Genomic DNA, 15,739 nt, shown 5'->3' on the forward strand with positions numbered 1-15,739 from the left:
ACCTGCCCCTATCGAAAAGGTTGATCCTGTTCATCATGCACACCACTCCTCTTGTTCTGGTGGACGGCTCGTCCTACCTCTATCGCGCCTTTCATGCCCTCCCGCCCTTGAGCACCTCCAGCGGCCAACCTACCGGAGCCGTGCGTGGGGTGATGAATATGCTGTTGGCTCTGCGCCGTCAGTACCCTGAAAGCCCCTTCGCGGTGGTGTTTGACGCCAAAGGCCCGACCTTTCGCGATGCGTTGTTTGAGGGCTATAAATCCCATCGCCCACCCATGCCGGACGATTTACGCGCCCAAATTGAGCCCTTACACGCCTGCGTGCGCGCCCAAGGCTGGCCCTTGCTGTGTGTGGAAGGCGTGGAAGCCGATGATGTGATCGGCACCCTCGCCCGCCGCCACGCCGATGCCGGACAGCCGGTAGTGATTTCTACTGGCGATAAAGACATGGCTCAGTTGGTGTGCCCCAAGGTCACCTTGGTCAATACCATGACCAACAGCACCCTGGACATAGAGGGCGTACAGGCCAAATTCGGCGTTGGGCCAGAGCTGATCATCGATTATCTGGCACTGATGGGCGACAGCTCAGACAACATTCCCGGCGTTCCCGGTGTGGGCGAGAAGACCGCAACGGCACTGCTGAATGGCATTCACGGCGGTTTACAGGGGCTGTATAAACATCTGGATCAGGTAGCCGATCTACCTATCCGTGGTGCAAAGAGCCTCGGCGCGAAACTGGCCGAACATAAAGAAGCAGCCTTCCTCTCCTACCAGCTTGCGACCATCAAAACTGATGTCGCTTTGGAGATCAGCCCCGAAGCCTTAATCCCAGCCCCTGTGGATAAAGCGGCGCTGATTGAGCTGTATCGGCAATTGGAGTTTAAAAACTGGCTTAAAGAGCTGCTGAACAGCACCGAAACTCCGGCCCAGCCCTCAACCGAGCAACCCACACTCGAACTCGAAACCGCCCCCGCGCAAACCAACAGCGCCCGGTACCATACCCTGCTAACCCAAGCCGAATTTGAGGACTGGCTACAACGTCTGCAACAAGCGCCCTGCTTTGCGTTTGATACCGAAACCACGGGACTGGATGCCCAACAAGCCGAGTTAGTCGGCGTTTCCTTTGCAGTTCAGGCGGGAGAAGCAGCCTACGTACCCCTCAGCCACCGCTATATGGGCGCACCGGATCAGCTCGATTTAGAACACGTGCTGGCGGCCCTCAAACCGCTGTTGGAAGACCCCAAGCAAGCCAAGATCGTCCAGCACGGCAAATACGACATGAACGTGCTGTGGCGCTACGGCATCCAGATGCAGGGCATTCAGTTCGACACCATGCTCGAATCCTATGTGCTGAACGCCACCGCCACCCAACACAATATGGACAGCATGGCGCTGAAATTTCTCGGCCACACCACCATTGCCTTCGAGGACATCGCCGGCAAAGGCAGCAAGCAACTAACCTTCGACCAAATCGCCTTAGAGCAAGCGGGCCCCTATGCGGCGGAAGATGCCGACATCACCCTGCAACTGCACCAGCATCTGTGGCCGCAATTAGAGGCTACACCTGCGCTGACTAAACTCTTCACCGAGTTAGAAATGCCCCTAGTGCCCGTGTTAGCGCGGATGGAGCGCACCGGCGCCTACATCGACACCGCGCTGCTGAAACAGCACAGCCACGAATTAGGCTTAAAGCTGCTGGAACTGGAAGCCCAAGCCCACGAGCTGGCGGGTGAGCCCTTTAATCTGGCCTCGCCCAAGCAACTGGGAACGATTCTGTACGAAAAGCTCGGCTATCCAGTGCTGGCCAAAACCCCCAAGGGCCAACCCTCGACGGCGGAAAATGTACTCAGCGATCTGGCCGACCAGGGTTGCGAGCTGCCCAGAGTGCTGATGCAGTACCGCGAACTGAGCAAGCTGAAGAACACCTACACCGACCGCCTACCCGAACAGATCAACCCCAAAACCGGGCGCGTGCATACCCGCTACCATCAAGCGGTGACAGCAACGGGGCGCTTATCTTCCAGCGATCCAAACCTGCAAAATATTCCCATCCGTACCGCTGAAGGGCGACGCATTCGCCAAGCCTTTATTGCGCCCCAAGGCTATCGCATTGTTTCGGCGGATTACTCGCAGATTGAACTGCGGATCATGGCTCATCTGGCTGAGGATGAAGGCTTACTGCGCGCGTTCCGGGATGGGCTGGACGTACACCGCGCCACCGCCGCTGAAGTGTTTGGCGTAGCGCTGGAAGAAGTCAGCAGCGAACAGCGCCGCCGCGCCAAGGCGATTAACTTCGGGCTGATTTACGGCATGAGCGCCTTTGGCTTGGCCAAGCAAATCGACGTCAGCCGCACCGAGGCACAGGACTACATCGACCGCTACTTTGCCCGCTATCCCGGCGTATTGCGCTACATGGAGCAAACCCGCCTGCAAGCTGCCGAACAAGGCTATGTGGAAACCCTGTTCGGACGGCGGCTGTATCTGCCGGAAATCCAAGCCCGCAACCCCAACCAACGCAAAGCCGCTGAACGCACCGCCATCAACGCGCCCATGCAAGGCACCGCCGCTGACATCATCAAACGCGCCATGCTCGCCGTAGATCAGTGGCTGCACAGCAGCGGTTTGGATGCACGCTTAATCCTGCAAGTCCACGATGAGCTGGTGCTGGAGGTGCGGGAGGATTTAGCAGAACAGGTGCAACAGGAGTTGGCCGAGCGTATGGCACACGCCGCTGAACTCAGAGTGCCCTTGGTGGTGGAAACCGGTTGTGGCCTAAACTGGGATCAAGCGCACTGAATCCTTAGGGGCATGGCAGTGGGGATAATCTGCGACGGATTGTCCCCAATGGCTGACCTGAGCCGACTGAGGGAGGATGATGCGGGCTTTGTTGGGATAAAGGCGATACCTTTATCTTTGCTGGCCGCCGATTATTACGCCTTCGTCCACAAGATGAGCCGCCTATGTCTGACTCAAGCCAATCTGATCCGAACGCCCTCGTTGTGCAGGTTCAGGACTACCATCAGCGCACCAAACACCGCTTTGAGGGCTATGCCAAAGGCCCGGAAACCTTGGATTGGGATGCCCAGCCCGCGCCGTTCCGGCACTTCAAAGGGGTTCTTGTAGTCCGCCTGCCCCGTCTGTCCGAAATCCCCACCCATTCCCCAGTGTATGCCGCCTTGCAACGCCCCTTTGCCCAACTGGGTCAGCAAAGCCCCCTTGAGCCCAGCTTGGACAGCCTAGGCGCTTGGTTGCAGTTATCCTTAGGTATTACCGCGTGGAAAAGCTATGGCCCGGATCGCTGGGCGGTGCGCGCCAATCCTTCCAGCGGCAATTTGCACCCCGTAGAAGCCTATGTGCTGGTGCGGGGCTTTCCCGCCCTCAGTGATGGCCTGTACCACTACGAACCGGAACAGCATCAGCTAGAGTTACGGGCTGTGCATTCTTCCGTAACCACCTCTCACCCCTCGGTGGCGGTTATTTTGACCTCGGTGATGTGGCGTGAACAGTGGAAATACGGGGAGCGTGCCTTCCGTTACTGCCAACTGGATACCGGACACGCCCAAGGCGCTCTGCGCTACGCGGCGGCGGCTTTAGGTTGGACGTTGGCCGAACAAACCCATTTAGGCACTGCAACCCTTGCCCGCCTGACGGGTGTCGATCGCCTAGAGGAATTTCCCGCCCGCCGCCATCCGGAAACGGAACGCGAGGAAGCCGAAATCCTATTAGCCCTTGGACTGGACGGACACAGGCCCACGCCTCTGGATGCGCAGGAGCTACGCGCTTTAGCCGACCAAGCCCAGTGGCAGGGTGTGGCCTCCAGCATTGATCCTTACCCCATGTACCAATGGCCTCCAGTGGCCGCCGTCGCTCAGGCCAGCCGCAGTGAGGATCAACCGTACCTTGATACCCCTCCGTTGGCCGCTGAATTACCGCCCCAATATCCAGACAGCCTGCCGCTGGTCGGCCAACAAGCGATCCAGCAATTAATCATTCAACGCCGTAGCGCCCAGCGTTTTGATCCTGATTACGTCTTATCGGCGGAGGGCTTTCGGGTGTTATTGGCTCGATTACAGCCCAGCGCTTCTGTACCTTGGGACACGTTGAGTCATCCGCCGCGCATTGCTTTGTTGGCCTTTGTAATGAACGTCGAGGGTTTAGAGCCGGGCATTTACCTCATCCCGCGCCATCCTGATCTATGGGCTGACTTACAGCCGCATCTGAGCAACCAGTATCAACCTGAACCCGTCCCCGGTTTCGATGGCTTGCTGCGCCTGATGACCACCGAGCCCTTAGCCGTTAAGCGTTTAAGCCGCAGTGCTCATTGCCATCAAGACATCGCTGGCGGCTCCTGTTTAACCCTAGGCATGCTGGTGCGTTTTGCAACTACCCTAGAACAAGAAGGCCCATCGGCCTACCGTGCCCTGTATCGAGAGGCCGGACTCATCGGCCAATTACTGTATTTAGAAGCCGAAGCCCAACAGATTCGCGGAACCGGCATCGGTTGCTTCTTTGATGACCCAGTACATACCTTGGTTGGATTGGAAGGGATGAGCTGGCAAAGTCTTTATCATTTCACCCTTGGGCTGCCCATTGTGGATTCGCGTATTGAAACTACACCAGCCTACACGGACGATCTGTCTGCCACCCACGACGCTTGATGATGAGACCCACATGACCCAAGCCTACCAATGTCTGTCGGCCCACGAAGCCGCTGATCTAATCCGCCGTGACAAGACCCTGACCGTTTTTGATGTGCGCGATCTGCACAGCTACAAGCAAGAACACCTCGAAGGCTCCATGCATTTAGCTGAGGATCGCCTGCCCCTGTGGTTCAATCGCTTAGATAAGAAAGCCCCCGTTCTGATTTATTGCTACCACGGTAACTCCAGCAAAACCTTTGCCCAGATGTTCAGCGACTTTCACTTCCAACGGGTATACAGCGTGGATGGCGGTTATCGCCCTTTAGCCAGTGCCCTGAGCGAGCCGATTAAAGACACCCACGCCTCACACCTAAGCCCCGAACTGATGGATTTTCTGGCACGCTGGAACTTTGACCCCATTGAACTCAATGCCCCGCGCCAACACGGCTTAACCCCCTTGATGCGCGCATCCTTGCAAGGCAAACGCCCCTTAGTGCAAGAGCTACTGGCCTTAGGGGTGAACGTGCATGCCCGCAATGATGATGGCAATAACGCCCTCTGGTTGGCCTGCGTACCCCGTGATGCAGGCATTGTGCAAGACTTAATCGCCGCCGGTATCGACCTAAACAACAGCAACGATGCAGGCTCTACGGCCCTGATGTACACCGCCTCCAGTGATCGTCCCGAACTGCTCAAAGTGCTGTTAGACGCGGGGGCTGATCCGCAAATTCGTAACTTCGACGACATGCGCGCGGTGGAGCTGGCTTCCTCTATTACCTGTCTCAAATTGCTGCGCCACACCGCTTAGGGAGACTGAGATGCTGGAGCTTCCCGTCAAACTCGCGGTGGCCAGTCAGGAAGGCAAAGCCGTTAGCGAGCATTTTGGCCACGCCAAACGCTTCTGGATCTATGAGGTCAACACCGAAGGCTGTCGCCTGCTGGAACAGCGCGAAGTGGATCACTACTGCCTCGGCAACAGCGCCAACCAAGGAGCCCTCAGCGGTATTATGGAAGCCATTAAAGACTGCCACGCGGTCTTTGTGGCCAAAATCGGCGACAGTCCGGCAGAAAAGCTACGCGCCATCGGTGTACAGGCAGTCTCCAACTACGCATGGGAAGCCATTGACGAGTCCCTGTTGGACTATGTGCAACGCACACAAAAGGGAGAAGCTTTGCCATGAAGGACGCGGGGCAGGTGGCGCACTGGGTCGCTGAATACCCACTCAATCCCACCGAAATTGACTGCGCTGTAGCGGTCAAACTCAAGATCTTAGACGGCAAATGCAAAATGCCGCCGAGTGAAAAAGTGGTGATGGCCCTACTCTACGACTGCATTAGCCACCTGCCCGGCGAACGCCTGCCTGCTTCCATGCGCGACTTGATTGCACAGGTAGGCCCACAGCCTGACGAACCCCAGAAACTTAGCATTTACGAGCAGCGGGTATTGGCCGAAACCATCATCTCCCGCCCGATCATGAAAACCTTTAAAGCCCGTATCCGCACCCAAGGCTTGCTCGACCCTCAGGATCTGGAGGACAGCGAATGATCCAGTTTTACATGACCCCCGGCTCCTGCAGTACCGGTATCCATATTTTGCTCGAAGAAGTGGGGGAGCTGTTTGAGGTTCATATCGTGAACCTATTGGCCGGCGATCAGTTTAAGCCGGAGTATCTGGCCATCAACCCGAAAGCCAGTATTCCTAGCTTGGTGCGTAAAGACGGCATCGCCCTCACTGATTTTCAGTCCATTGCGTGGTGGCTAGCCCGCACCTATCCCCGCCGCGCGCTATTACCTGACGGCTTAGACGCTGAACTGCAGGTATTAGAGCGCATGAACTACGCGGTCAACACCCTACACGGGCAGGGCTTTGCCCGTATTTTCACCACCGAGAAATTCTGCGCTAACCCCGCTGAACACCAAGCCATTCAGGCCCAAGGCCGCGAGATCATCGACCAAGGTTTTGCCTTAGTGCATCAGTGGTTAGAGGGGCAAGAGTATCTGGTGGGCAACCGTTACAGCATCGCCGATGCCGCGCTGTTTTATGTGGAGTTTTGGGCCAATTACACTCAAGTGCCCTTACCTCCTAACTGCCAAGAGCACTTTAAACGTCTGTTGGAACGTCCACCGGTACGGCAAGTCTTAACTGAAGAGGGTTATGCTTCAATACTGCGCTCATGGAGGCACTGAAGATGTCCATTGCCCACTACTGGCACCAATTGAAATCCTGGCGGTATACCCGAATCCTTTTGGGGAGCATCTTGGTTTCTATTGTGGCTTACGCCTTGGTGTCTCTATTTCCTCTATTATCCTTGCTTCAAGGCGTAGTATTAGCCCTGTTGGGAATTCTGGCGTTAAATAGCCTTTGGAAATCCCCATGCACTACCCCTACCCCAGAAACCCCTGTTCGACCCGGCATCCTTGTACCCTTCGCGCTGTTAGGCGCTGTGGTATTAGGGGCGGTATGGGGAGCGCTCAGCGCAACCTCTTTGCATTCGGTCATCGCTGGGGGAGTGATTCTGGCTTTGGCGGCCTTAATCTGGCGCTGGTACGCAGTGGTTGATCACCGCCAGATGAGTGCTCGCTGGGCTTGGTTCTGTATTTTATCGGCGTTCGTAGCCTATTTAGTGGCCTGCCTCTGGCATTCTCATTAAGCCTTAATTGGGCTGAGGCTGTCTGAACGCAGAGCAGCGTTCAGTGAGGGTTGTTTATGTCTTGCGTCCCCTTTATCCAACTCACCTGCCCTTTGGAAGGTACCCCGTTACGGGCTCAAGGCTCGAATTGGCGTTGCGCTTCAGGTCATAGTTTTGATGTGGCCCGCGAAGGCTATATCCATTTGCTCCCAGTACAAAATAAGCGCTCCCTTGATCCGGGCGATAACAAGCCGATGGTGGCAGCACGGCGCAGTTTCCTGAATGCTGGCCATTACCAACCCATTGCCGAGGCGGTAAGCCGGCTTACGCTACAGGATTTGGCCACTGACCGTCCCTACGCCTGTTTAGATGCCGGCTGCGGCGAAGGCTATTACCTGCGCCAACTCCAAGCCGCCGCCAGTACACAGAGCGTATCACTGGAGGTTTTGGGCTTAGATATTTCCAAATGGGCCATTCAAGCCGCTGCTAAACAGGATAAAGAGACCCACTGCACTTGGGTGGTGGGCAGCAATGCCAATATTCCCGCTCCGCCCCACAGTATGGATCGGCTGCTGTGCTTATTTGGATTTCCGGTGTACAGCGAGTTTTTGCGGGTGCTAAAGCCCAAGGGACGGCTGATTCAAGTGGATGCTACGCAACAGCACCTAAAGGAATTACGGGAAGTGATTTATCCGGTACTCAAAGAAAAACCCCATGCCGAGCCCAAAATCCCCGAAGGGTTTGCGCTCCTCTCCAGTGACTGTTTGGAATATGAACTCAACCTGACACAGGCAGAAACCATTGCCCAGTTGTTGGCTATGACTCCTCATCTGTACCGTGCCACGGCGGAAGGTCGGGCGCGGGCGGCGGCCTTAACCACCCTATCGACCCAAGTTTCGGTAGTCATTCGTTGCTTTGAACGCCAGTAAGCACCAACTCACAGGCCACCGCCTTTACAAATGGCCATAATCAGTGATGAGGACTTAGGGGTACAAAAAGTCCTTATCGCCGTTCCCACAGGAACAGCCTCTCTAATTCGCCCCTTGCCGTACCTCTCTTTTACCTACATCCATGTACGAATGTAAAACTTCGTACTTGAAGGTCACGCTTTTTTAGCTGGCATGGTGCTTGCCATTTCTCTGTCACAAAACGGGTTCGCCCGTTCTGAAATAAGCATGATAGGGAAGGGGACGTTGTACCGTGTTTAAACGAAACCAATTGTGTTGGCTGTTGGGGTCGCTCCTGATATCGCCCAGCCCTCTGCTGTGGGCCGAGGACGATATGGAGCTCAGCCCTCTGCGGGTAGAAAACCAAACCAATACGACCAACCGCAGCATTACCGTGTTAGTTCCTTTTGAAGGAGAAACCGCCCACAGCCGCTTTGCGCTGCCTAAAAGCGTGGTGGCCGTGCAAACGCTGACCAAAGAAGATATTGAGCAACTGCGCCCAAGGGATATCAGTGATCTGATCGAAGGCTCATTGGGGATGAGCATCGGTCGTCAGGGCGCGCGGGTGCATAGCTTCTCTTACAACCGGGGCGATAAAGTCAGCATCATCGTGGACGGTGTGTATCTGACCCAAACCCAAGCGCAGCGGATTTTGGGCGATATTCCAGTGGAGATGATCGACTCCATCCAGTTCCTACGCGATTCCTCAGTAATCACCATCAGCCCGTTAATGGATTTTGGCTCCGCCAACTCCGGCTCACCGAATCAGGGCTTTATCGTCATTAACACCCGCAAAAGTGGCCCCGGCAAAGAAGGCGGCGAGGTTAAAGCCAGTTACGCGCGCTTTGACACTAAAAAGCATCTGGGCTGGATCGGCGATACCTGGATGGACGGTCGTCTGTCGGCTTCGGCGGGTTATCAGCGCTCCGAGTCCAACGGTAAGCCGAAATGGAACATGGCCTACAGCGCCGATACTTGGATGACCAGCGCCGGTTGGAATAGCTCATCCTTTCAGGGCTCGGCTTCTTTTTTCATGAACAAGGCTTCACGGGAAATCCAGCGCGCCGAAGGCACCTACACCGGCACCACGCGCTATCCGGTCAGCGGGCCCACGCCCAATGGGGTACTGGATAAAAACATCTGGAAATACACGCCTATGGATACGCGGGTGATTGCTGTCAATCTGGCCAAACCTTGGAACGACACCCATACCACCGCCCTGACCTATGGCTGGACGGAAGCCAAGGGCACTCAGTACCCCTATACCACCCTGACCGATAAATCCACGGTAGCGGGCCGGGAAGGTAAAGACCGAGCCAAAGAATGGAACCTGTCCCACACCATTAAGACCGCCAAAGACACCTTTAAAATCGGTGGCCAAACGGTGGAGTGGTATCAGCTAACCGAAGGCCAAACCAGCCCCCGTGAAGAAAAAGTCTATGGCGTTTATTCCACTTGGGAACACCGCTTTACCCCAAGCTGGTCGGTGGACTTTGCGGCACGGGTAGACCGCAAGCACATCATCAAAGGCGGGGATAAGTATCTGGAAACTGGATTCAAAACCCAGCTTTCTGATGATGAATGGACGGATGAAGCCACCCTATGGGCCGTCGGCACCGCATGGCAAATCAACCCAATTTGGCAGATCACGGGGCGCTACTCCTTCAACAAAACGCCCACGCCCGATGCCATCAGCACGGTGAATAACGAAAACCTACCCGCTGAAAAACGTCATCGCTACGAAATGGGCCTTACAGCTAACTTCAATCGTGCGTTCAACGCCAGCGTGACACCCTTCTACTACATCATCCGTAATGCCAAGGTTTCAGCGGGCAGTATTACCCAAGATGCCAACGGCAACATGCTGGTGGATGACTACGGCAACGCAACCTCGGTCACCATCTATCGGGCAGCAACTCAGGTGCTGCGCAAGGGTTTGGAGCTGAGTCTCAAAGGGGACTTTGAGGCTTATGCCTCCTCCTGGAACTACGAGCTGGGCTGGACTTACTTTGAAGATACTGAAGAAGACGGCAAAACCGGCAACGAAGTCCCCGACAACAAATACCACGCCCGCATCAACTGGCGGCATGGCCCTTGGAGCGCCAGCCTGAGCGCCACCCGCGTCGATCCTTACGAAAGCTACGGCTACACCGTAGGCGACTTCAACGTCATCAACATGAACATTGCTCGGGACTTCAGCAAAGGAATCCGGGTTTCCCTGTTTGGCCAAAACATGGCCAACAAACAATACGCCACCAACAACAAGGGCTATCCGGCTACGGCCAACTGGGGAACCCTGAACGATGTCGGTGCTACCTATGGTATGGAAGTGGGGATGAAATTCTGATGCAACAGAGCAAAAATCCTTGGATGAAACACAGCTTAATTGGTGCGGCATTGGCATTAGCCAGTTGCAGCGCATGGGCTGATCGTACGGTAACCGACATGGCCGGGCGCTCGGTACAGATCCCGGATCAGATCCAGCGCGTGTATGCGGTGGGCCATTGCATTCCCATCGTAGGCGCGGTGGCTCCTAAATTGTTGGCCAATAACTACCGCCTGCAACCCAAAGCCAAAGACTTTCTATCTCCCCTGCTGTACGAAAACAAAGTCACGCCCAGCACCGGCAACCGTCTTTCCGACGAAGAAGTGGTGAAGATGGCTCCAGACTTGGTATTCATGGAACAGATGCCCGGCGCGGCAGAGCGAGCAGATCGACTGGCGGCCCGTTTAAAAGTGCCGGTGCTGCTGGTGGACTTAAACGTCTACCAGTATCCCCAAGCCTTCCAATTTCTGGGGGATGTTTTAAACCAACCGCAGCAGGCCCAAGCCCTCACCGACTTTGTCAATCAGCATCTGTACCCCATCGCGGAACGCGCTAAAAGCATTCCAGAAACCGAGCGCAAACGGGTGTATTACGCCGAAGGGCCGGATGGTTTATTTACCAACCCTGCCGGCTCCAGCCACACACAGGTACTGGATTTAATTGGGGCGGTTAATGTGGCCAAAGTTACCCAATTACCCGATGAAGGCATGAGCGCGGTGTCTTTAGAGCAGCTTTATCTGTGGCAACCGGAATACATTTTGGTCTGGACACCAGCGGCTGATCAGCTCACCACTTGGAAAGCGATTGTCCACAATCCGCTGTGGCAATCGGTGAAGGCCGTGCGTGAGCATCAGGTGATCCAAATCCCGTGGCTGCCCTTTAGTTGGTTTGATCGGCCACCGGGCAGCAACCTGATTCTGGGCGTGTTTTGGTTAGCGGATCGGCTGTATCCCGAGGTGTACTCCCTCAAGCTCAACGAGTTGGTACGCGAATACGTGCGCTTGTTTTACCACCGGGAAATCTCGGAAGCAGACGTTAAATATCTGCTCAGTCTGACCAATCCCGCACAGCCTAGGCCCCACTAACGAGTCATGACGATGAAATGGATACTCTGGAGCCTCGGCCTTCTACTCTGTGTGCTGATTTTGCTGTCGTTTGGCGTGGGACGTTACCCGGTGCCGGCGGATACGGTCGTCAGCATTTTAGCCGCGCAAATTTTCCCCATTAGCGCCCACTGGACACCCGAAACTGAGGCCGTGGTGCTGGGTATCCGTTTACCGCGGATTTTTGCGGCCATCCTCGTGGGTGCTGCGTTGTCTATCTCTGGGGCCAGCTATCAGGGGTTGTTCCGTAACCCTATGGTATCGCCGGGAATTTTAGGCGTATCCGCCGGGGCCAGTTTAGGCGCTGCCTTGGCCATCTTGCTGGGCTACGGCATGTTGGGGATTCAAACGCTGGCATTTGTTTGGGGTCTATTGGCGGTAGGCGCTACTTGGCTGATCGGCAATACCCTCGGCAAACGCGGTGATCCTGTCCTGATTATGGTACTGGCGGGCATCATCATCGGCACCCTGTTTACCGCCTTTGTGTCCTTGGTGAAATTCGTAGCCGACCCCTACAACACCCTGCCCACCATTACCTTTTGGCTGATGGGCAGTTTAGCCTCGGTGGATATACCGGATTTATGGCTGGCCAGCCCACCGATTTTGCTCGGCTTAGGCATCCTGATCGCCTTTGGCTGGACGCTGAACGTGCTGTGCTTTGGCGATGAAGAAGCCAAAGCGCTGGGCTTGGAAACCGGCCGCCTGCGCTTCGCCATTATCTTCTGCGCCACCCTAGTCACAGCCGCTGCTGTGGCCATTGCCGGTATTATCGGTCTGGTGGGGCTGATCGTGCCCCATTTGGCGCGCATGTTGGTGGGGCCGGATCATCGGGTGTTATTGCCCGCCTCCGCCCTGATGGGCGCTAGCTTCCTGCTGCTAGTGGACAATTTAGCCCGTGCGTTGTTTGAAGTGGAAATTCCGCTGGGCATCGTCACCTCCATTTTGGGCGCGCCCTTCTTTTTGTATCTTCTAAGCCGTAGCCGTAAGGGGTGGAACTGATGCTCGAAGTACAACACCTTAGCTGTGGTTACGGTCAGCGCACCGTATTACAGGACGTATCCCTCCAACTGCACTCCGGTGAACTGATGTGCTTATTAGGGCCTAATGGCGTAGGCAAAACCACCTTATTCAAAACCCTACTGGGATTATTGCCCGCTCGCTCCGGCAATATCCTGTTAGAGGGTAAAGCGACTCGCCACTGGTCACGCAAAGAATTTGCGCAACGGGTCGGTTATGTTCCCCAAGCCCACACACCGCCCTTTCCTTTTCAGGTGCAAGACGTAGTGGCCATGGGGCGGGTAGCGCACTTAGGCGTATTTTCTGCACCTAAAACCCCCGATTTGCTGATTGCAGAACAGGCGTTAGAAACCTTGGGCATTACCCATTTAGCCAAAGCCAGCTATACGGAAATCAGTGGCGGTGAGCGGCAATTGGTGCTGATTGCCCGCGCCTTAGCCCAGCAACCCAAGCTGTTGGTGATGGATGAGCCAACCTCCAACTTGGATTACGGCAACCAGCTCAAAGTCATGGCCCATGTGCGCCAAATCGCCGAGGAGCAAAACATCGGCATTTTGCTCACCACTCACTATCCCAACCACGCCTTGCTATACGGCACACAGGTTTTGGCCTTGGATCGGAATCTGGGCTATCGTTTAGGTAGTCCCGCTGATGTGATTACCGAGGATTACCTTCAGCACACCTATCAGGTGGCGGTGGAAATCCACGAAATCAGCCGCCGCGACGGACACGCGACACGCCTGTGCATTCCCGGTTACTAATTCTTCCACCCCTTGGTCTAGTCAAGGCTTGGCATTTAGGGCAGAGCTTGGTTGAATGGACTCATCCATCTATCTGCTCAAGGAGCAAAAAATGGAACTCACCAGTGTCAGCCTGATGGGACAGGGGCTTTCTGCCTACCAATCCGGCCAAAGACAAATCGACACCGCAGGCACAGCCATTGCCAATAACAGCCTGCCTAGCCCTGATAACTCACTGGTAGTAGCCGAGCGTCAGGACATCACCGACAGCCTGGTGCAACTTAAAGTCGGGGAAATCAACGCTCAGGCGGGGGTTAAGGTCATGGAAACCGCCGATCAGGTACTGGGTACCCTGATTGATGTGCAGGCTTAGGAGAGGGAGTGATCCTAGATTTTTCTCGTTAGAACACTAAATTCCTATTACATTAATGGATATAGGCTTTTCACCTACGACGGTTGGTTGAATAGTTCGGCGATCGTCTTTCGCTGAGGTTATTGCTATGTCCCATTACAAGGCCCCCCTGCGCGATATCCGTTTTGTGCATGACGAATTGCTCGGTTTCGAGGCGCACTATCAAAGCCTGCCCGGATGTGAAGATGCTACCCCAGATATGGTAAATGCCATACTGGAGGAGGCGGCTCGGTTCAGCGAAGAAGTGCTAGCTCCGCTGAATCGAGTCGGCGATAGAGAAGGCTGCACTTGGACAGCTGAAGGCGTTAAGACCCCCACCGGCTTTAAACAAGCCTATCAGCAGTTTGTGGAAGGCGGCTGGCCTAGCCTAGCCCATGACGTAGCCCACGGCGGTCAGGGTTTGCCCGAATCCTTGGCGATGGCCACCAATGAGCTGATCAGCCAAGCTAACTGGGCTTGGAGCATGTACCCCGGTCTGTCCCACGGAGCCATGAATACCCTACAGGCCCACGGTACGCCGGAACAGCAGCACACCTACCTTGAGCCACTGGTATCCGGTCGTTGGACGGGCACTATGTGCCTAACTGAAGCCCATTGCGGCTCAGATCTGGGCCTTTTGCGTACCCGCGCTGAACCTCAGGCTGATGGCAGCTACCGAATTCACGGCACCAAAATCTTCATTTCCGCCGGTGAGCATGATATGGCGGAAAACATCGTGCACATTGTCCTAGCCCGTCTGCCGGATGCGCCGGAAGGTACTAAGGGCATCTCTTTATTTATCGTGCCCAAGATTCTGCCCAAAGCCGATGGCAGCTTGGGTGAGCGCAATGCCTTAAGCTGTGGCTCCATCGAACATAAGATGGGGATTCACGGCAATGCCACCTGCGTGATGAATTTTGACGGCGCGACCGGTTTTTTGATTGGCCCTGCCAATAAAGGCCTAAACTGCATGTTCACCTTTATGAACGTGGCTCGTTTGGGTACGGCACTGCAAGGTTTAGCCCACAGCGAAGTGGCCTTCCAAGGAGCCATTCGCTACGCCCGTGAACGCTTGCAAATGCGCTCTTTGAGTGGCCCCAAAGCACCGGATAAACCGGCAGACCCCATCATCGTGCATCCTGATGTGCGGCGCATGTTGCTGACCATCAAAGCCTTTGCTGAAGGCAATCGCGCCCTACTCTACTATGCGGCCAAGCTGGTGGACGTGGTGCAACGCAGCACCGATGAAGCGCAAAAACAGCAAGCCGACACCCTGCTGGCCTTTATCACCCCCATCGCCAAAGCCTTTATGACCGAAACCGGCTTCGAATCCGCTAACCACGGGGTTCAGGTGTACGGCGGTCATGGCTACATTGCTGAATGGGGGATGGAACAGAACGTGCGTGATAGCCGCATTTCCTGCCTCTACGAAGGTACTACCGGCATTCAAGCCCTAGACCTGCTGGGCCGTAAGGTATTGATGAGCCAAGGCGAAGTGCTGAAAGCCTTCACCAAGGTGGTACATAAATTCTGCCAAGCCCAAGAAGGCAAAGCCGAGCTAAAAGAGTTCGTTGAGCCACTGGCCAAACTGAATAAAGAATGGGGCGATATCACCCTCAAGATCGGCATGTCAGCCATGCAAGATCGTGAGGAAGTGGGCGCGGCAGCGGTGGATTACCTGATGTACTCCGGTTATGTCTGCCTCGCTTACTTCTGGGCCGATATGGCGCGCGTGGCCCATGAACAACTGGCGGCCGGTACTTCAGAAACCGCGTTCTATCAAGCCAAGCTGCACACAGCGCGCTTCTACTACCAACGCTTACTGCCACGTACCCAAGCCCACGCACAAGCTATGCTAGCCGGAGCCTCTAGCCTGATGGCTTTGGATGAGGCGGACTTTAGTCTAGGTTATTAAGCGGCCTCCAGATACATACTTGCCGCTCCAC

General features: G+C 55.4%; 14 protein-coding genes. All 14 read left to right on the top strand.

What is annotated here, in order from left to right; all coding sequences use genetic code 11:
• The first annotated feature begins 35 nt into the window (after positions 1–35).
• The 14 genes from polA (at position 36) to LX59_RS05990 (ending at position 15,708) form a co-directional block, all read left to right on the top strand.
• Positions 36–2,795 carry a DNA polymerase I gene (polA, locus tag LX59_RS05925; RefSeq protein ID WP_144570926.1) on the top strand — a complete coding sequence of 920 codons (2,760 nt, stop codon included), beginning with the start codon at positions 36–38 and terminating at the stop codon, positions 2,793–2,795.
• A gap of 164 nt (positions 2,796–2,959) precedes the next feature.
• A complete protein-coding gene (locus tag LX59_RS05930) occupies positions 2,960–4,657 on the top strand; it encodes a SagB family peptide dehydrogenase (protein WP_144570927.1) in 1,698 nt (565 codons plus the stop codon).
• Positions 4,658–4,670: 13 nt separating this feature from the next.
• Positions 4,671–5,447, top strand: coding sequence for an ankyrin repeat domain-containing protein (locus LX59_RS05935; protein ID WP_144570928.1), 777 nt, complete (start codon positions 4,671–4,673; stop codon positions 5,445–5,447).
• A 10-nt stretch (positions 5,448–5,457) separates the two neighbouring features.
• Positions 5,458–5,820 carry a NifB/NifX family molybdenum-iron cluster-binding protein gene (locus LX59_RS05940; protein WP_144570929.1) on the top strand — a complete coding sequence of 121 codons (363 nt, stop codon included), beginning with the start codon at positions 5,458–5,460 and terminating at the stop codon, positions 5,818–5,820.
• Positions 5,817–6,185 (top strand): hypothetical protein, encoded by a 369-nt coding sequence (locus LX59_RS05945; RefSeq protein WP_144570930.1) that lies wholly within the window; start codon positions 5,817–5,819, stop codon positions 6,183–6,185. The genes LX59_RS05940 and LX59_RS05945 overlap by 4 nt, the downstream gene beginning before the upstream one ends.
• Entirely contained in the window at positions 6,182–6,826 is a 645-nt protein-coding gene (locus LX59_RS05950; protein ID WP_144570931.1) for a glutathione S-transferase family protein, read from the top strand. Before LX59_RS05945 ends, LX59_RS05950 begins: the two co-directional genes overlap by 4 nt.
• A 2-nt stretch (positions 6,827–6,828) precedes the next feature.
• Positions 6,829–7,290, top strand: a complete 462-nt coding sequence (locus LX59_RS05955) for a hypothetical protein (RefSeq protein ID WP_144570932.1) — start codon at positions 6,829–6,831, stop codon at positions 7,288–7,290.
• Positions 7,291–7,346: 56 nt separating this feature from the next.
• Complete coding sequence (locus LX59_RS05960; protein ID WP_144570933.1) at positions 7,347–8,198, top strand: putative RNA methyltransferase; 852 nt, start codon at positions 7,347–7,349, stop codon at positions 8,196–8,198.
• A 271-nt stretch (positions 8,199–8,469) separates the two neighbouring features.
• On the top strand, positions 8,470–10,563 hold the full coding sequence (locus tag LX59_RS05965) for a TonB-dependent receptor (protein WP_246118686.1): 2,094 nt from the start codon (positions 8,470–8,472) through the stop codon (positions 10,561–10,563).
• On the top strand, positions 10,563–11,627 hold the full coding sequence (locus LX59_RS05970) for an ABC transporter substrate-binding protein (protein ID WP_246118687.1): 1,065 nt from the start codon (positions 10,563–10,565) through the stop codon (positions 11,625–11,627). Before LX59_RS05965 ends, LX59_RS05970 begins: the two co-directional genes overlap by 1 nt.
• A 12-nt stretch (positions 11,628–11,639) precedes the next feature.
• Positions 11,640–12,644: a FecCD family ABC transporter permease gene (locus LX59_RS05975; protein WP_144570934.1), complete on the top strand. Its 1,005-nt coding sequence runs from the start codon at positions 11,640–11,642 to the stop codon at positions 12,642–12,644.
• Positions 12,644–13,423: an ABC transporter ATP-binding protein gene (locus LX59_RS05980; RefSeq protein WP_144570935.1), complete on the top strand. Its 780-nt coding sequence runs from the start codon at positions 12,644–12,646 to the stop codon at positions 13,421–13,423. Before LX59_RS05975 ends, LX59_RS05980 begins: the two co-directional genes overlap by 1 nt.
• Positions 13,424–13,514: 91 nt before the next feature.
• Positions 13,515–13,775, top strand: a complete 261-nt coding sequence (locus LX59_RS05985) for a hypothetical protein (RefSeq protein WP_144570936.1) — start codon at positions 13,515–13,517, stop codon at positions 13,773–13,775.
• A gap of 127 nt (positions 13,776–13,902) precedes the next feature.
• Positions 13,903–15,708, top strand: a complete 1,806-nt coding sequence (locus LX59_RS05990) for an acyl-CoA dehydrogenase C-terminal domain-containing protein (RefSeq protein ID WP_144570937.1) — start codon at positions 13,903–13,905, stop codon at positions 15,706–15,708.
• The last annotated feature ends 31 nt before the right edge of the window (positions 15,709–15,739 follow it).

Source organism: Azomonas agilis, assembly GCF_007830255.1.
In the GTDB taxonomy this organism is placed as follows: Bacteria; Pseudomonadota; Gammaproteobacteria; order Pseudomonadales; family Pseudomonadaceae; genus Azomonas; species Azomonas agilis.